This is a genomic window from Micromonospora sp. URMC 103 (assembly GCF_051386435.1).
Lineage (GTDB): Bacteria > Actinomycetota > Actinomycetes > Mycobacteriales > Micromonosporaceae > Micromonospora.
The window spans coordinates 1,728,740-1,744,072 of the sequence record NZ_JBPQTR010000004.1 but is presented as its reverse complement, the minus strand read 5'-3'; the positions used below and the strand labels follow the sequence as shown (position 1 = coordinate 1,744,072).

The following is a 15,333-nucleotide window of genomic DNA, read 5'->3' as shown; positions in this document are numbered from 1 at the left end:
ATCAGCGCAGCCGGGGCCGACCCTGGCCGGCCGTGGCGCGGTCCCGCCCGTACGCGTCGGAGTGCCCCCAGCGGCCCGGGATGTCCAGCAGTTCGATACGACCGAACCCCGCCGGCAGTGCCGGGTTCACGAGCAGGTTCTCCCCGCTGGGCCGCAGCCCGAGCAGGGCGCCGAGCAGCATGAGCAGCCCGCCGGAGGAGCAGGCCTGGGGTCGCCCGGCCGCCGGCAACTGCACCGGGTACTTGGTGACGTGCCGCTCGTAGCCGGCGACCATCTCCGGCACCGACCCGCCGAGCGTGCAGGCCATGTCGAACAGGCCGGACGCGATCCGGGCGGCCTCGGCGTCGCGGCGGTAGTGACGCAGCCCGGCCACGATGAGGGAGTTGTCGGACGGCCAGACGGCGCCCAGGTGCGACCCGACCGGGTTGTACGGGCGTTGCCCGGCGGCGAGGGTGCGTACGCCCCACCCGGAGAACAGCTCCGGGCTCACGAGGTGCGCGGCGATCGCCGGGGCGCGCTCGTCGTCGACGATGCCGCTCCACAGCAGGTGCCCGATGTTGGACGACAGCGCGTCCACCGGTGTCCCGTCCGGCTCCAGCGCCAGCGCGTAGTACTCCTGCTGCGGCAGCCAGAAGTCCCGGTTGAACCGCCGCTTCAGCTCCGCGGCCTCCCGTTCGAGCCGGTCGGCGTACGCGGGGTCGCCCCAGAACTCGCGGGCCAGCCGGGCGCCGCGCCGCTTGGCGTCGTACACGTAGCCCTGGAGCTCGCAGGTCGCGCGCGGGAGGCCCGGCATGCGCCCGTCGGCGTAGGTGATGGCATCGGGTGAGTTCTTCCAGCTCTGGTTGGCCGTGCCGCCCCGGCGGAGGCGGGTCTGGTAGCGCAGGTAGCCGTCGCCGGTCATGTCGCCGTACTCGTCGATCCAGTCCAGCGCCATCCGGGCGGGGTGCCGCAGCTCCCGAACCACGTCCGCGTCGCCGGACCAGCGTTCGTACTCGTCGAGCAGGACGACGAAGAGCGGGGTGGTGTCGGCGGCCCCGTAGTAGATGGCGGTCGGCTGGTCGCCGAAGGCCGCCGCCTCGCCGTAGCGGACCTCGCTGAGGATCTTTCCGGGTTCCTCGTCGTGCGCGTCGTCGAGCCGGCTGCCCTGGAGGATGGCGAGGATGCGCAGCGTCGGCGCGGCGAGCTCGGGCGTGAACGCCATGGTCTGGAGGCAGGTGATGAGGGCGTCGCGGCCGTACAGCGTCATGGCCCACGGAAGGCCGCCCACGGGCACGGGCCCGGGGTTCGACAGCGGGCGGTACCGCAGCGAGGCCAGGTCGACGAGGGCCCGCTCGTACGTCGTCTCGAGCACCGGCCGCTCGGCCACGAGGTGCGGCGCCCGGTCGACCCACTCCTCCAGGTCCTCGCGCATCCCGCGGCGCACGTGGTGCCGGTGCTCCTCCAGGTTGGCCCGCAGGTCGCGTCCACCCTCGCCCTGGATGGTCATGGCGACGTGCAGGTCGGCCACCCACGAGCCCTCCGGCTCGATCCGGATGCGGAACGTCATCCCTTCCTCGTCCACGTCGACCGGCACGGTGCTCGTGACGGTGGTCTCCCGGACGAACCGGTCGCGGGTGTAGCGGAGCCGCAGCTGGCGCCGGCCCGGGTCGGCGATGACCGCGACGTCGCGCGGGCACGGTTGGCGGATCTCGGAGGTGTCGGCGAAGTCGCTGCCGATGTCGAGCCGCACGGTGTACTCGGCGGGCTCGGCCGAGTGGTTGAGCACGGTGACGCGCTCGTGGAAGGCGCTGTCCAGGGACCGGTGGCGGATCACCGAGACGTCGGCGTCGACGTAGTGGCTCGCGGCGCCGGGCACCAGGAAGAACCGCGTCTCGAAGTACGTCATGTCGTCGCGGGACAGCGCGTTCAGCCGCTCGCCGTCAACGCTGAGCACCCAGCGGGACAGGAACCGCGTGTCGAACGAGATCAGACCGACTGGGGCGCGCGGGTCGACGAGCATGTCACCCTGGGTGTCGCTGAGCGCGAAGGCGTTCCCCGCCAGCACGTACACGGGCTCCTGCCTCATGGCCGGCCCTCCCCCGCGCCGGCGCGGCCCGTCGTGGCGGCCCGGCCCAGCGCGCGGGGGTGCCGAGCGTCGGCCGGGCCGGGGAAGATCCGGCGGAGCAGCATGAGCAGCCGGATGTTGCCCTGCACGGTGAGGTCGTTGCGCAGCAGGGCCTCCGAGACGTGCACGCCCCCGTTGGCCAGGCGGTCGAACACCGCCCGAGGGGCGCGGACGACAAGGTCCGCGTCCTCCGAGGAGCGGCTGACCTCGACCTGCTGGTCGGCGACGGTCAGGTACCAGTGATCGGTGCGGCCGTCCTCGCGCGCGTCCAGCCGCAGCGTCCCCGCGGTCGCCTCCGGCAGGTCCGGTCGCCGCCCCGGCGTCAACGCCGCGAGGTAGTCCGCCGCCGTCGTGCCCATCGGCCCCCTCCCCTCGTCCGCACACGGTCGCACCGGCGGGGGTGAGCGGGCTTCACCCGCATCGGGTGAGATCACCGGCGTTTCGCGGCCGGAACGGGCCGGCGCGCGGCCGTCCGGGGCGGGCGCGCGCCCGCCCGAGTCAGTCGGCGCCGAGCAGCCCCCGCACGTAGGCGGCCTGCCCGACGTGCTGGAGGTCGTCGTTGGCGACGCTGACCAGCCGCACGCCCAGGGTCACGGGCGGGTCCCACGCCTCGTCGACCACGCGGTCCAGGTCCGCAGGGCCGAGCCCCGCCAGGAACTCCCGGGTCCGGGCGTGGACGGCGTCGTAGTAGTCGAGCAGCACCTGGACGCTCTCCGGGCGCACCGCCGCGACCTGGTCGGCCGTGTGGGCGTAACCGGTGTCGTGCGGGTCCGCCGCGAGCCCGAACCGGCCGGCCCAGTCGCCGGTCACCCAGACCTGCTCGGTCCCGATCAGGTCGGCCACGTGGTCGTCCTGGATCCGGGTCAGGTGCCAGACCAGCCAGCCCACCGGGTTGGCGCCCGGGCCCGGCGCCTGGCGCAGTTGCTCCGGGCCGAGCCCGTCGACCGCCGCGCGGACCAGGTCGGGCAGCCGGTCGTACGTCTCGATCAGCAGGTCACTCACGTCCACGCCGTCACGCCCTTCACGCTCGCCGTTTACGGGTACGTACCGCCGCCGGCGACCGCCAAACCTGCCGACTACGGTGATCGGGTGGTCGCGGCGCTGGAGCTCTACCTCGACACCGACGCCACCCGACGCATCCGCGTGCTGTGGGACGCGCTCGAGTCGGAGGGCGTGCAGAGCATGCGGTCGCTGCTCGCGCAGCGGCACCGTCCGCACGTGTCCCTGGCGGTGGCGCCCCGCTTCGACCCGGAACGGGTCACCACGGCACTGCGGGACATGGTGGTGGCCGCTCCGCTGCGGCTGTCGTTCCAGCACGCCGGGCAGTTCGTCGGCCGGGTGCTGTGGATCGGGCCGACCCCCACCGCCGAGCTGCTGGCCCACCACCGCGAGGTGCACGCCCGGCTGGCGGCCGCCGGTGTTCCGCTCGTCGAGCACTACCAGCCGGGGCGCTGGGTGCCGCACTGCACGCTGTCCATGCGGGTGCCGAACGCGCTGATGGCCGCCGCCGTGCGCCGCTGCCTGGAGGTGCTGCCCGTGGAGGCGACCGTCGTCGGGGCGGCGCTGGCCGATCACGCCCGGGGCATCTCCTGCCCCCTGCCCTGATCGCGAAAGGCGGCGCGTATGCGACGGGTCGGACTCGGTCCTGTCCCGTATGCGCCCGGCTCAGTCAAGCCGCGCGGCGCGGGCCTCAAGGTAACGACGTTCGGGGAGGCTGGTGGTGAACCGCGCGGCCGTGAGGTAGTCGGTGCGGGCCGCGGGCACGTCGCCGGCCAGCTCCAGCAGGTGGGCGCGGACCGCGTACAGCCGATGGTGGCCCGCCAACCGGTCGTCGCCGGCCAGGTGAGTGATCACGTCGAGCCCGGCTTGCGGTCCGTGGATCATGGCGGAGGCGACGGCGCGGTTGAGGGTGGTCATGGGGTTGGGTTCGAGGCACTCGAGCAGCTGGTACAGCGCCTCGATCTGCGCCCAGTCCGTCTCTCCCGCCGACCTCGCCTCGGCGTGCACAGCGGCGACGGCTGCCTGGATCTGGTACGGCCCGATCAGGGAGCGTGGAAGTGTCTCGGTGATCAGCTCGACGCCTTCGACGATCAGATCCGCCCGCCAGAGTCGCCGGTCCTGATCCGCGAGCGGGATCAGGTTTCCGTCGGCGTCGGCCCGCGCCGGGCGGCGCGCCTCGGTGAGGAGCATGAGCGCGAGCAGTCCCGCGACCTCCCCGTCCCGGGGCAGCCGACCCCGCACCTGGCGGGTGAGGCGAATCGCCTCCGTGGTCAACTCGGGCCGGTGCAGGTGTGGACCCGCGCTCGCGCTGTAGCCCTCGTTGAAGATCAGATACAGCACCCGCAGGACGCCGTCGAGCCGTTCCCGCGGGATGCCGGTCACGGCCCCAAACGTTGCGCCCGCTTCCCGGATGCGTTGCTTCGCGCGCCCGATCCGACGGGACATGGTCGGCTCCGGGACCAGAAAGGCCCGGCCTATCTCGGCGGTGGTCAGCCCGCCGACGGCCCGTAGGGTCAGGGCGACCTGGGAGGAACGCGACAGCGCCGGGTGGCAGCACAGGAAGAGCAGGTCGAGGGTGTCGTCCTCGGCGGCCGGGGGCATCTCGTCGGCCGGCGGCGCGACGTGATCGTCCGCCGGTACGAGCTGCGCGGCGACCATCTCGCGCCGTGTGCGAGCCACGTCGCTGCGCCGCTGGTCGGCCAGCCGCCGGGCCGCCACCCTGATCAACCAGCCACGCGGATTCTGCGGCTGGCCGTCCACCGGCCAGCGCTCGGCCGCGGCGATGAGGGCCTCCTGGACGGCATCCTCGGCCGCGTCGAAGGTGCCACCGTGCCGAACCAGCGCGCCGAGGACCTGCGGCGCGAGCCGACGAAGCAGGTCCGTCAATCCGGCGTCGACGCCGTTCACATCTCCATGCCGTTCAAATCCATCACCGGTCGTACCTCGACCGCGAAGAGTCCCGCCTCCGGCAGGCGGGCGGCGATCTCCGTCGCCCGTTCGATGCTGTCACAGTCGACCACGTCGTAGCCGGCCAGCTGCTCCTTGACCTCCGCGTACGGACCGTCAGTGATCATCGGGACGGTCTCCCGGACCCGAACCACCCGGGCGTGCGTGGCGTCGGCCAGCGCGTGGCCGCCGACGTACTCCCCCGAAGCGGTCAGCTCGGCCACAAGGGCGGCGTGTTCGCGGGTCATCCGCTCCCGCTGCTGCCCCGGCAGCGCCTGCCAGGTCGCTGGCGAACTGTAGATCAGCAGTAGGTACTTCATTCCACTCCCCGTCTCCGCATCCAGGATCGCACCTCGCCCGGCCGCGCCGGTTCACTGAGACGACGCAGCCGGGTCCTCGAACCCGACACCTCGGCGGTGAGGAATTTTTTATCGGCCGGTGGTCCGGTCAACGAGCCCAGCTCCGTCGTCTCCTCAGCGGCCCCGGGTGGGGGCGATGGCGGATGCGGGAGGCGATGATGCGGATGAGCGGGCGAGCATGCCTGTGGGCGTTGCGGAGGTGGCGGAGGCCCAATTCGGGCGCGAAGGGAACGGCACCCGGGTGGTCGGCGGCCAGGCGGCTCGTCGAGCTGGCCCGCGCCGCCGCGTGGGCCCAGGTGCACCGCTGGTGACGTGCTCACCGGGCCACGACGGTGCTCGTTCCAGAGTCGGCTAGTGGGAAACGCGCTGTGCCAGCGGGCCATGCCGTGGGATGGTGGTAGTGAGCCGTGTCACACGGCGCGCGATCGCAGGGCCGCGGTCGCCCGCCGTACCCACCCTGCCGCCCGCCATCCCGGTGGGCCTTCGCACGGGTCACGGCTGCGACGAGAGAGGCAGTGCCATGCAGGCTCAACGCAGCGCGCCACCGGTCGAATCGAGCCGGACCGCCGACGACCCACAGCGCGGCGGCACCACCGGGGCGTCCACCCCGCTGACGGTCTGGGCCGCCTCCGCGCTGCTCGGCCGCATCGGCGCCGACGAGGACGACACGGAGGACGAGCGGCACATCCTGCGCGGGTTCGAGTAGCGGCGGCCGGCGGGCCGCCCGCCCCGTCTCAGAGCCAGCCGCGACGCTTGAAGATCAGGTAGAGGGTGCCGCAGACGAGGGCCATGAGCCCGACCGCGAAGAGGTAGCCGAACCGCCAGTGCAGCTCTGGCATGTGCACGAAGTTCATGCCGTAGACGGTGCCGATCAGGGTCGGGGCGAAGAGGATCGCGGCCCACGAGGACACCTTCTTCAGCTCCTCGTTCTGCGCGTAGCTGGCCGCCGTGAGGCTGCGCATCTCCTCGTTCTGCTGCTGCGAGACGAGGGTCGCGTTGACGGTGAGGATGTTCTGCAACAGGTGCCGGAAGCTGTCCACCCGCTCCACCACCTGGGTGAGGTGGTCGTTGACGTCCCGCAGGTAACGCTGCAGCTCCTCGTCGCTGCCGTAGTTGCCCGACCCGGCGGCGAGCGCGCCGAGCACCCCGAGCAGGGGCCGGGCGGCCCGCTGGAACTGGATCACCTCACGGCTCAGCTCGTAGATGCGCCGGCTGGCGTTCGGGTCCCCGCCGAACACCTCGGTCTCGATCTCGTCGATGTCGTGCTCGAGCCCGGCCACGACCGGGGCGTACCCGTCGACCACCTGGTCGAGGATCGCGTAGAGCACCGCCTGCGGGCCCTGGGCCAGCATCTGCGGCTCGGCCTCCAGTCGCCGGCGGACGGCCGCCAGGTCGGGCGCCTCGCCGTGCCGCAGGGTGATGACGAAGCCGGGGCCGATGAACAGGTGCACCTCGCTGAACTCGACCTCCTCGCGCACGTCGACGTAGCGCGCGGCGCGCAGGACCACGAACAGCGTGTCGCCGTAGCGTTCCAGCTTGGGCCGTTGGTGGGCGTTGATCGCGTCTTCCACGGCGAGGTCGTGCAGCCGGAACTCGCGGGCGAGCGAGGTGATCTGGTCCCGGTCCGGGCGGTAGAGCCCGATCCAGGCCATGCCGTCGGCCACCTCCTGGAGGCAGCGGTACGTGTCGGCGAGGGTCGCGGGCGAGGCGTGCCGGTGTCCCTGGACGTACACGGCGCTGTCGACGAGGCCCCGGGGCCGGTGCGGGATGTCCTCCGGCCGCGGCTCGTCGGGTGCGTGTTCGTGCTCGTCGAGGCGGCGCCCGAAACCGGCCTCGTCCGTCCGGAGGTGACCGTCGCCGACCATGACCACCTCCCCACGGGCTGTCCGGTGGCCGGCGCGGGACGGCCCGCCGCGACGACCCGGGGCCGGACGGCACGCCCACCGGAGGGCCTGCATCCCCCCTGGCCGCCGGCCGAAACCCCCGGGCCGGTCGCCCCGCGGTGTCAGCCGTCGATCCGGCGGACCATGTTCATGATGGTCTCGACCTGCGCGCCGCCCTTGATCGGGTAGTTCGTCGCGCCGAGATAGCCCCACCAGTCCCAGCACCCGTTCGGGTTCACGGCCGAGGTGGTGGCCTGCGGGTACAGCACGACCATGTTGTTGGTGTCGGCGTACTGGTTGAGGTTGGCCCGGTCGACGAACGCGGTGCCCACCCTGCGGTAGCCCTGGAGGCACCCGTGCAGCGCCACGAGCAGCCGGCAGGACTGCCCGCCCGCGCAGGAGGGTGGCACGTACGCGAAGCCGGCGGCGTCCATGCTGAGGCCGTTGGCCCAGCCGTTGACGGCGAAGGTGTCCTGGTCGAAACGGATCAGCGTGCCGCGCAGCGGCCCGGTGTTCGGCGCCTGCACGGATCCGAGGAGCTTGCGCAGGAAGGCGTTCTGCGGGTCGGTGCCGCAGTCGTTGAGGAACGGCGACGCGGTGACCGTGCACCCGCCGGTGCCGTACGGGGTCACCCAGGCGTGGCCGGCCGGCGAGCCGCTGTCGTACTGGACGCTCCCGCCGAAGCGCTGGTGGTAGCCGACGAGGTCGTCGGTGACCGACTTCCGGACGGTGCTGTCGGAGCCGCCGTGGAAGACGTACGCGGGGCGGGAGGCGAGGTTGCCCACCGGGTCGATCCAGCCGTACGAGGCCCAGGTGCGGGTGTACGCCTCGAGATTGGGCAGGTAGGTCGGGTAGATGTTGTCGCCGCACGCGTACAGGGCCTGGCTCACGGTGTTCTGCGCGCAGTAGTAGGGACCGGCCGCGAACACGGCCGACCCACGGATCCGCCCGGAGTACGCCACCTGGAGCTGGGTGGCCATGTAGCCGCCGGAGGAGACGCCGGCCACGTACACGGCCGAGACGTTGTACGTCTTCAACGCGCCGGCCACGGGCGGCACGGTGTAGAGGGTGCCGGCGGCCCGGGCGGCGCCGGCCGGGGGCAGCGCCAGCAGCAGGCCGACGGCCGCGGCCAGGACCTTCCACGCAGTCTTCATGTCCCACTCCTCCCGGAACCGGCGGCGCCGGCGGTGCGCCGACGGTACCGAGACATGCATCACAGTCCATATGACCGTGGCCCACACATCCGTTCGGTCCGGGGTGTCGGCGACCACCGGGACCGCCGGTGGGGCCCGGCGCGGGGCGCGCCTGGACCCGGAGTGTCGGCGCCGCGGCCACGGGTATCCGGGGCGGGCCCGCGGACGCCGGGTGTCAGGGAGCGCCGGGAGGCCACGATGTCGCAGGGTTCCGACGAGCAGCGCCCACCCGCGCGCGGGCGGGCGCGGCCTGCGGACCACCGCGAGCCGGAGCCGCCCACCGACCGCGACGACGACGCGATGACCGACGAGGACGCGCGAACGCCCGACACCGCGACGACCGAGGAGCCCTGACGCCCGTTCGCCGGATTTCCGGGCTCGGGCGAGCGGGCGACGCCCACGGCACGTTAGCCTGATCACTTCAGAGCACGAAAGTTTGCGGAGGCTGCAAGATCTTCTCTAGGTTCGCGGCGTGGTCCTCGACCCCGCCCCCGCCGGCCTGCGGGACCGGAAGAAACGGCAGACCCGCGACGCGCTGGCCACGGCGGCGCTGCGCCTGGTCGCCGAGCGCGGGCTCGAACACGTGACGGTGGAGGACATCAGCGCGGCGGCCGACGTCTCGTCCCGGACGTTCTTCAACTACTTCCCGAGCAAGGACGACGCCCTGCTCGGCGACCACGTCGTCGACAGCGCCCGGTTCCGGGAGCGCCTCGCCGCGGTGCCGCCGGCGGTGCCCGCCCTCGCGGCGGTCCGCGCGGCGCTCACCGAGGTGATCGACGCGATGCAGGCCGACCGCGAGCGGTGGCTGCTGCGTATCGCGGTCGTCGAGCAGAACCCCGCCCTGCTGCCCCGCCTGGTCGCGGCCGGCACCGAGGCGGAACGGGCCATCACCGAGGCCGTGGCCGCGCGGGTGGGCGTACCCCCGGATCACGGGTTTCCCGCCCTGCTCACGACCGTGACGGGCGCCGCGTTCCGCACCGCCATGCTGCGCTGGGCCGCCGCCGGCGGCGCCCGGTCGTTGACCGATTTGGTCGACGAGGCGTTCGAGTCGCTCGCCGCCGGCCTGCCGGCCCCCCGCCCGGCGCCGTGACCCCGAGACGTTCCGTACCGACGAGACGAGGAAACCGATGACCGCACCCACCACCGCCGACGTCGCCGAGGCCGGCCCGGCACGCATGTCCCCCCGAGAGGTCCTCCAGGCCCTCTCCGGCCTGATGGTCGGCATGTTCGTGTCGATCCTCGCGTCCACGGTCGTGGCGAACGCGCTGCCGCGCATCATCGCCGACCTGCACGGCAGCCAGACGGTCTACACCTGGATCGTCACGACGGAGCTGCTGGCCATGACGGCGACCGTGCCGTTGTGGGGCAAGATGGCCGACCTCTACAGCAAGAAGCTGCTCATCCAGTCGTCCCTGGCGCTGTTCGTGGTCGGTTCGCTGATCGCCGGCTTCACGCCGAACGTCGAGATCCTGCTGGTGAGCCGCATCGTCCAGGGCGTCGGCGCGGGTGGCATGACGGCCCTGGCCACCATCGTGATGGCCGCCATGATCCCGCCCCGCGAGCTCGGCCGCTACGCCGGCATCTTCGGCGCCGTGTTCGGCGTCGGCACCATCGCCGGCCCGCTGATCGGCGGTGTCCTGGTCGACACGTCCTGGCTGGGCTGGCGCTGGTGCTTCCTCATCGGGGTCCCGTTCACCCTCCTGTCGATCTTCCTGTTGCAGCGCACGCTTCACCTGCCCGTCGTCCGCCGCGAGGTCCGCATCGACTGGCTGGGCGCCGCGCTGATCACCACCGGCGTCTCGCTGCTGCTGGTCTGGTCGTCGCTCGCCGGCAACAAGTTCGCCTGGGCCTCCGGGTGGACGGCGCTGATGGTCGCCGGCGGTGTCGCGTTGCTCGCGGTGGCGGTGTTCGTCGAGTCCCGGGCGGCCGAGCCGATCATCCCGCTGGACATCTTCCGCAACCGGACCGTCTCGCTGGCCACCCTCGCCAGCGTCCTGGTCGGTGTGGCGATGTTCGGAGGCACGGTCTTCCTGTCGCAGTACTTCCAGATCTCGCTCGGCAAGTCGCCCACGGTGGCCGGCCTCATGAGCCTTCCGATGATCTTCGGTCTGCTCGTCTCGTCGACCGTCGCCGGCCAGCTCATCACGAAGTACGGGCGCTGGAAGCCCTACCTGGTGGCGGGCGGCGCGATCATGACGGCCGGCATGGTCCTGCTCGGCACCATCGACGCGCGGACCAGCGTGGTCGTCCTGGGGATCTACATGGCCGTGCTCGGCATCGGGGTCGGCATGCTCATGCAGAACCTGGTGCTCGCCGCCCAGAACGACGTGCCCGCGCACGAGCTGGGCGCGGCCACGTCCGTGCTGACCTTCTTCCGGAGCATGGGCGGCGCCATCGGCGTCAGCGCGCTCGGCGCCGTCCTGGCCAACCGGGTGACCGACCTCACGACGGAGAAGCTCGGCCCGGCCGCGGCCGGCGGCGGCTCGTCCGCCGAGGTACCGGACCTGAGCGCGCTGCCCGCGCCGGTGCTGCGGATCATCCAGGACGTGTACGGCACCGCCACCGCCGAACTGTTCCTGGTCGGCGCGCCACTGGCCCTGCTCGCGATGGTGGTGGTCATCTTCATCCGGGAGAAGCCGCTGCACACACTCAGCGGTGACGAGCGGCGGGCCCAGGAGGAGGCCGCCCGGTCGGCCACCCTGTCCCACTGAGCACCCCCACCCGAACGGGGTCCCGTGGCGCCGGCACCGCGCCGCGGGACCCCTTCGCCGTTTCCGGGCCGCCCGGCCGCGCCGGGTCGGCGAGGGCCCCGGGCCGTCAGGGCCGCCGCTCGGATGTCACACCTGGAGCCGCGGTGGCGCTCAGGGTGACGACGGTGCCGGTGTCGGAGGTGTCGATGGTCACGTTCTCGCAGAGCTGCTGCACGAGCCAGAGCCCGCGACCGCCCAGCGTCTGCGGCGAGGGAAGGTGGGGCGACACGTGCTCGGGGATCCCGCTGCCGCGGTCGCGGACGCTGACCACCACGAGGCCCGGCGCCACGCTGAGGGTGACGTCGGCCGCACCGCCGCCGTGCTGGATGGCGTTGATCATCACCTCGTTCACCGCGATCGTGAACTGCTCCGCGCCGTCCGGCCCGAGGCCGGCCCCCAGCGCCGCCGCGGTGACCCGGCGGCGGACGTCTGCCGCCCCGGGCGCCGTGACACCGCGTACTGTCGCCGCAACCGGATGCGCATCCGGCTGGTCCGCTGATGTCACTTCCACAACGTCCTCACCGCCGGAGCCTAACCACGATCGGCGATCCGCGCCCGAGACGTCACGATGCCGGTGACCCACTATAGAGTCGGCACGACCCTGCAGACCGGGATGCGAGAGGAGGTGGACGGCGTGGCGCTGTCGTTCTCCGACCATCAGGGCGCCGTGGCCGTCACGGTGACCGCGCACGGCGAGATCGACCTGTCCACCGCTGACGAGCTGCAGCGGGAGATCGAGGCCGCCGTGGCGGGCGAGGCGGCCACCGTCATCGTGGACCTCACCGCCGTGTCGTTCCTCGACTCCGCGGGGATCAACGTCCTGCTGCGGGGGCGGCGACTCGCCGACGAGCAGGGCAAGGTCTACCAGGTCAGCAACGCCCACGGCATGGTCCAACAGCTCCTCCGGATGACCGGCGTCTGGGACCACCTCGCCGCGCCGGCGGCCGGGTGACCGGCATGGGGCGGCAGCGGGCCCGGGTCGGGCACGGACACGCGCGGACCAGCGCGCCGGCGGCGGGTTGAGGACGCCATGGTCATGAGCGGCGACGTCTCACGGGCGAGCAGCGAGGAGAAGCTACGCCGGCTGCAGAGCATCACCGACGCGGCCCTGTCCCAGCTCGGCCTCGAGGATCTGCTCGACGAGCTGCTGGAACGGGCCCGGGATCTCCTGCGCGCCGACACGGCCGCGATCCTGCTGGTCGAGTCGGACGGCACCGAACTGGTGGCCACCGCCGCCAGCGGCCTGGAGCAAGAGGTCCGCCAGGGGGTGCGGCTTCCGGTCGGCCGGGGCTTCGCGGGCTCCGTCGCCGCCCGCGGCGAGCCACTCATGCTCGACCACGTGGACCACACCAACGTGCTCAACCCGATCCTGGTCAACCGGGGCATCGCCTCCCTCCTCGGCGTGCCGATGCTCGACGGTTCCCAGGTCATCGGGGTGCTGCACGTGGGGACGCTGACCCCCCGGCAGTTCACGCCCGACGACGTCGAGCTGCTGCGGCTGGTGGCCGACCGGGCCAGCCTCGCCACCCAGGCCCGGCTGTCACGGCTCGACCGGGCCGCCGCGGTGGCCCTGCAACGCAGCCTGCTGCCGGCCCGCCCGCCGGCGGTGCCGGGGCTCGACGTCGCCGCCCGTTACGTGCCCGGCACGGCTGCCGGCGTCGGCGGCGACTGGTACGACCTGTTCCCGCTGCCGTCGGGGCACGTCGGCGTCGCGATCGGCGACGTCGCCGGCAACGGCCTGCGGGCGGCCGTGGTCATGGGACGCATCCGCAGTGCCCTGCGGGCGTACGCGCTGGAGACCGACGACCCCGCCGAGGTGCTCACCCGCCTCGACCGCAAGGTGCAGCTCTTCGAGCCGGACGCCATGGCCACGGTGCTCTACGCCGTCCTCGACCCGACCCTCAGCGAGCTCACCCTCTCCAGTGCGGGACACCTCCCCCCGCTCGTCGCGGAGCCGGACGAGCCCACGCGGCTGGTCGCTGTCCCTCCCGACCTCCCGTTGGGCGCCTACCGGCACACCGTCCGGCGCAACACCCGCGCCACCCTGGCGCCCGACGGGTGCCTCGTGCTCTACACCGACGGCCTCATCGAGCGACGCACCCGCCCCCTCGACGAGGGCGTCGACCTGCTCCGCGCCTCCGTGACCTGCGCGCCCGCCGACATCGTCTGCCGCGACGCCATGGCCGCGCTGCTCAGCGACAACGTCGATGCCACCGACGACATCGCGGTGCTGACTGTCCGGCGTACCGACACCGCGGGCTGAGCGCCCCAGGCCCGTGACGGTTTGCCGTCCCGGCACGCGGGTAGACGCCGCTGTCCCTCGCAGAGAAAGGCCGCGACGGTGGAGAACAGCGAGTTCATCGACTCGGTGGCGAAGCGCCTGCGGACGTCGCCCGAGCAGGCGACCGCCATCACGCGCGCCACGCTCACCACGCTGGCCGAGCGGATCGAGAGCGGCGAGGCCAAGGACCTGGCGGCCCAGCTGCCCGAGGAGCTGCGGGGGTACGCCCACGGGCCCGCCGGCGAGAGCGGCCGCTTCAGCTTCACCTCGTTCCTCAACCAGGTGCGGGGGCGGGCGGAGGTCGACGACCCGACGGCCCGGGACGGGGTGCGCGCCGTGTTCGACACGCTGCGCGAGGCCATTCCGCCCGCCGCGTACGACGACGTCGTCACCCAGCTTCCCGCGGAGTTCTGGGAGCTCACCGACTCTGCCGCCCGCTACGACGGACGTCGCCGGGACTGACCCGCGCCGGGACCGCCGCCCTCAGATGGCCGTGGCCTGGGACACCTTCCACTCGCCGCCCACCGGCACCAGCGTCAGCACCACCCGGTTCTGGTCGACCTTCTCCCCCGCCGTGCTGACGTTGCGCCGGTACTGGTTGAGGTAGAGCAGCAGCTCCACCCGGTCGGCCTCCGCGCTCACCACCCCCGTGGCCGACACCTCGGCCAGCACCACGGCCTGCTGCTTGCCGGCCGTCTCCTTGAGCGTCGCGGTCGTCCGGGCGTACTCCTCGGCGAACGCGCCCGTGGCGAAGGTGCGGCCGTTCGCCACGCTGTCGTCGAACGTGCGGTAGTCGTACGAGAAGATGGCCTTCGCGGCCGCGGGCGCGGTGGCGACGGCCTCCCGCACCGCCTCGTCCCGCTGGGCGGCGCCGCGGTCCTCGTACCAGCCGTACGCGGCGACGGCGGTCACCAGCACGGTCGCGACGGCCAGCGCCACCACGGGAGACCGGCGACGCCGGGTGACGCCGTCGCGCCGCTGCGAGCGTGGGACACGCATGGTGAACCTCCTCCGGGTCAACCGACGAACTGCAGTTTCGCCACGAGCCAGTCGCCGGAGTCGTCGTCGCGGACCAGGTCGAGCTGGATCCGGTAGTGCGACGGCCGGCCCTGCGGCGCCTTGACGTTCTTCACGGTGGCGTCGACGGCCACCAGCGCCACGGCCCGCCGCCGGTCGCCGGAGACCAGCCCGGCGCGCAGCACCGTGCCTTCCGAGTCCACCTTGTTCTCGACGACCGCGGTGCGGACCTGCGCCTGGCCGCGCGTGAACTCGTCCCGGAACTCCCCCGTCGCGCCGGCGGTGATCCGTTGCAGGTCGCGGTCGACGCTGGCTGCGCTCACCGACACGAAGTTGACGCTGGCCTGCCGGGCGGCGGCGAGGGCGTCCTGCCGGGCCTGCTCGGTGGCCCGCGCCACGTACCACCGGTGGCCGTACACCCCGGCGCCGGCCAGGGCGGCGGCGAGCAGCAGCACCAGCGCGACGATCAAGGCCCGACGCCGGCCGGGCCCGCTCGCACGGTCCCCGGCGGGGGGTGCCACCGTCACGGTGGCGTCCCGGTCGTCGCTGGGGGAGGCGTCCTCGTCGGGGTCCGGCGTGTCCTCGACCTCGGCCGGGTCGCCGACCACCGTGAGGTCACCGGCCTCCAGGGGATCCTCGACCGGCTCCCGGTCGAGGCGTTCCAGCACCTCCTCGATCCCGCCGCCGGCGGTGGGCGCGGGTCGGGAGACGATCCGGCGCCGCACGGGCCGGCCGGGCACGCCGGCCTTCGCCCCCTTGATCACTCTGAGCGTCCGTTCCCTGCGGGTCGGCACACCGTC

Annotated in this window: 18 protein-coding genes; 8 read left to right on the top strand and 10 right to left on the bottom strand. The window is 73.0% G+C overall.

What is annotated here, in order from left to right:
• Window position 1: 1 nt before the first annotated feature.
• The 3 genes from ACSNOA_RS11695 to ACSNOA_RS11685 form a co-directional block, all read right to left on the bottom strand.
• Window positions 2–2,065 (bottom strand): amylo-alpha-1,6-glucosidase, encoded by a 2,064-nt coding sequence (locus ACSNOA_RS11695; protein ID WP_436657994.1) that lies wholly within the window; start codon window positions 2,063–2,065, stop codon window positions 2–4.
• Window positions 2,062–2,463 (bottom strand): SCP2 sterol-binding domain-containing protein, encoded by a 402-nt coding sequence (locus tag ACSNOA_RS11690; RefSeq protein WP_436657993.1) that lies wholly within the window; start codon window positions 2,461–2,463, stop codon window positions 2,062–2,064. The genes ACSNOA_RS11695 and ACSNOA_RS11690 overlap by 4 nt, the downstream gene beginning before the upstream one ends.
• A 139-nt stretch (window positions 2,464–2,602) precedes the next feature.
• Complete coding sequence (locus tag ACSNOA_RS11685; protein ID WP_436657992.1) at window positions 2,603–3,112, bottom strand: mycothiol transferase; 510 nt, start codon at window positions 3,110–3,112, stop codon at window positions 2,603–2,605.
• Window positions 3,113–3,193: 81 nt separating this feature from the next.
• Between ACSNOA_RS11685 and ACSNOA_RS11680 the strand changes: the two genes are divergently transcribed.
• Window positions 3,194–3,709, top strand: a complete 516-nt coding sequence (locus tag ACSNOA_RS11680) for a 2'-5' RNA ligase family protein (RefSeq protein WP_436657991.1) — start codon at window positions 3,194–3,196, stop codon at window positions 3,707–3,709.
• Between the two features lie 60 nt (window positions 3,710–3,769).
• On the opposite strand, the gene ACSNOA_RS11675 is transcribed toward ACSNOA_RS11680, so the two are convergent.
• Together ACSNOA_RS11675 and ACSNOA_RS11670 are read right to left on the bottom strand one after the other, a co-directional pair.
• The gene (locus tag ACSNOA_RS11675; RefSeq protein WP_436657990.1) at window positions 3,770–5,011 is read right to left on the bottom strand and encodes an RNA polymerase sigma factor; all 1,242 of its coding nucleotides are present in this window, start codon (window positions 5,009–5,011) and stop codon (window positions 3,770–3,772) included.
• Window positions 5,008–5,370: a YciI family protein gene (locus ACSNOA_RS11670; RefSeq protein WP_436657989.1), complete on the bottom strand. Its 363-nt coding sequence runs from the start codon at window positions 5,368–5,370 to the stop codon at window positions 5,008–5,010. The genes ACSNOA_RS11675 and ACSNOA_RS11670 overlap by 4 nt, the downstream gene beginning before the upstream one ends.
• Before the next feature lie 559 nt (window positions 5,371–5,929).
• Between ACSNOA_RS11670 and ACSNOA_RS11665 the strand changes: the two genes are divergently transcribed.
• Window positions 5,930–6,115 (top strand): hypothetical protein, encoded by a 186-nt coding sequence (locus ACSNOA_RS11665; RefSeq protein WP_436657987.1) that lies wholly within the window; start codon window positions 5,930–5,932, stop codon window positions 6,113–6,115.
• Window positions 6,116–6,143: 28 nt separating this feature from the next.
• On the opposite strand, the gene corA is transcribed toward ACSNOA_RS11665, so the two are convergent.
• Together corA and ACSNOA_RS11655 are read right to left on the bottom strand one after the other, a co-directional pair.
• Window positions 6,144–7,274 (bottom strand): magnesium/cobalt transporter CorA, encoded by a 1,131-nt coding sequence (corA, locus tag ACSNOA_RS11660; RefSeq protein ID WP_436657986.1) that lies wholly within the window; start codon window positions 7,272–7,274, stop codon window positions 6,144–6,146.
• A gap of 140 nt (window positions 7,275–7,414) precedes the next feature.
• The gene (locus ACSNOA_RS11655; RefSeq protein WP_436657985.1) at window positions 7,415–8,446 is read right to left on the bottom strand and encodes an extracellular catalytic domain type 2 short-chain-length polyhydroxyalkanoate depolymerase; all 1,032 of its coding nucleotides are present in this window, start codon (window positions 8,444–8,446) and stop codon (window positions 7,415–7,417) included.
• Between the two features lie 237 nt (window positions 8,447–8,683).
• Here ACSNOA_RS11655 and ACSNOA_RS11650 point away from each other — a divergent pair, with 237 nt between their 5' ends.
• From ACSNOA_RS11650 to ACSNOA_RS11640, 3 genes are all read left to right on the top strand, one after another.
• Entirely contained in the window at window positions 8,684–8,839 is a 156-nt protein-coding gene (locus ACSNOA_RS11650; RefSeq protein ID WP_436657984.1) for a hypothetical protein, read from the top strand.
• Window positions 8,840–8,957: 118 nt separating this feature from the next.
• Window positions 8,958–9,575 carry a TetR family transcriptional regulator gene (locus ACSNOA_RS11645; RefSeq protein ID WP_436657983.1) on the top strand — a complete coding sequence of 206 codons (618 nt, stop codon included), beginning with the start codon at window positions 8,958–8,960 and terminating at the stop codon, window positions 9,573–9,575.
• Between the two features lie 37 nt (window positions 9,576–9,612).
• Window positions 9,613–11,196 carry an MDR family MFS transporter gene (locus tag ACSNOA_RS11640; protein ID WP_436657982.1) on the top strand — a complete coding sequence of 528 codons (1,584 nt, stop codon included), beginning with the start codon at window positions 9,613–9,615 and terminating at the stop codon, window positions 11,194–11,196.
• A gap of 106 nt (window positions 11,197–11,302) precedes the next feature.
• Here ACSNOA_RS11640 and ACSNOA_RS11635 read toward each other — a convergent pair whose 3' ends face one another.
• Complete coding sequence (locus ACSNOA_RS11635; RefSeq protein WP_436657981.1) at window positions 11,303–11,740, bottom strand: ATP-binding protein; 438 nt, start codon at window positions 11,738–11,740, stop codon at window positions 11,303–11,305.
• A gap of 69 nt (window positions 11,741–11,809) precedes the next feature.
• Between ACSNOA_RS11635 and ACSNOA_RS11630 the strand changes: the two genes are divergently transcribed.
• The 3 genes from ACSNOA_RS11630 (at window position 11,810) to ACSNOA_RS11620 (ending at window position 13,978) form a co-directional block, all read left to right on the top strand.
• A complete protein-coding gene (locus ACSNOA_RS11630; protein ID WP_436657980.1) occupies window positions 11,810–12,187 on the top strand; it encodes an STAS domain-containing protein in 378 nt (125 codons plus the stop codon).
• Between the two features lie 84 nt (window positions 12,188–12,271).
• Window positions 12,272–13,498, top strand: a complete 1,227-nt coding sequence (locus tag ACSNOA_RS11625) for a PP2C family protein-serine/threonine phosphatase (RefSeq protein ID WP_436657979.1) — start codon at window positions 12,272–12,274, stop codon at window positions 13,496–13,498.
• A gap of 78 nt (window positions 13,499–13,576) precedes the next feature.
• On the top strand, window positions 13,577–13,978 hold the full coding sequence (locus ACSNOA_RS11620) for a DUF2267 domain-containing protein (RefSeq protein WP_436657978.1): 402 nt from the start codon (window positions 13,577–13,579) through the stop codon (window positions 13,976–13,978).
• A 21-nt stretch (window positions 13,979–13,999) separates the two neighbouring features.
• On the opposite strand, the gene ACSNOA_RS11615 is transcribed toward ACSNOA_RS11620, so the two are convergent.
• Together ACSNOA_RS11615 and ACSNOA_RS11610 are read right to left on the bottom strand one after the other, a co-directional pair.
• Window positions 14,000–14,515: a hypothetical protein gene (locus ACSNOA_RS11615; RefSeq protein WP_436657976.1), complete on the bottom strand. Its 516-nt coding sequence runs from the start codon at window positions 14,513–14,515 to the stop codon at window positions 14,000–14,002.
• 17 nt (window positions 14,516–14,532) lie between these two features.
• A complete protein-coding gene (locus tag ACSNOA_RS11610) occupies window positions 14,533–15,327 on the bottom strand; it encodes a hypothetical protein (RefSeq protein ID WP_436657975.1) in 795 nt (264 codons plus the stop codon).
• Window positions 15,328–15,333: the final 6 nt, after the last annotated feature.

What these genes read in the sequence shown, in the direction of transcription:
- ACSNOA_RS11655 (WP_436657985.1), bottom strand. Translation starts at nt 8,446, where the DNA reads ATGAAGACTGCGTGGAAGGTCCTGGCCGCGGCCGTCGGCCTGCTGCTG.
- ACSNOA_RS11670 (WP_436657989.1), bottom strand. Translation starts at nt 5,370, where the DNA reads ATGAAGTACCTACTGCTGATCTACAGTTCGCCAGCGACCTGGCAGGCG.
- ACSNOA_RS11650 (WP_436657984.1), top strand. Translation starts at nt 8,684, where the DNA reads ATGTCGCAGGGTTCCGACGAGCAGCGCCCACCCGCGCGCGGGCGGGCG.
- ACSNOA_RS11625 (WP_436657979.1), top strand. Translation starts at nt 12,272, where the DNA reads ATGAGCGGCGACGTCTCACGGGCGAGCAGCGAGGAGAAGCTACGCCGG.
- corA (WP_436657986.1), bottom strand. Translation starts at nt 7,274, where the DNA reads ATGGTCGGCGACGGTCACCTCCGGACGGACGAGGCCGGTTTCGGGCGC.
- ACSNOA_RS11640 (WP_436657982.1), top strand. Translation starts at nt 9,613, where the DNA reads ATGACCGCACCCACCACCGCCGACGTCGCCGAGGCCGGCCCGGCACGC.
- ACSNOA_RS11665 (WP_436657987.1), top strand. Translation starts at nt 5,930, where the DNA reads ATGCAGGCTCAACGCAGCGCGCCACCGGTCGAATCGAGCCGGACCGCC.
- ACSNOA_RS11695 (WP_436657994.1), bottom strand. Translation starts at nt 2,065, where the DNA reads ATGAGGCAGGAGCCCGTGTACGTGCTGGCGGGGAACGCCTTCGCGCTC.
- ACSNOA_RS11615 (WP_436657976.1), bottom strand. Translation starts at nt 14,515, where the DNA reads ATGCGTGTCCCACGCTCGCAGCGGCGCGACGGCGTCACCCGGCGTCGC.
- ACSNOA_RS11690 (WP_436657993.1), bottom strand. Translation starts at nt 2,463, where the DNA reads ATGGGCACGACGGCGGCGGACTACCTCGCGGCGTTGACGCCGGGGCGG.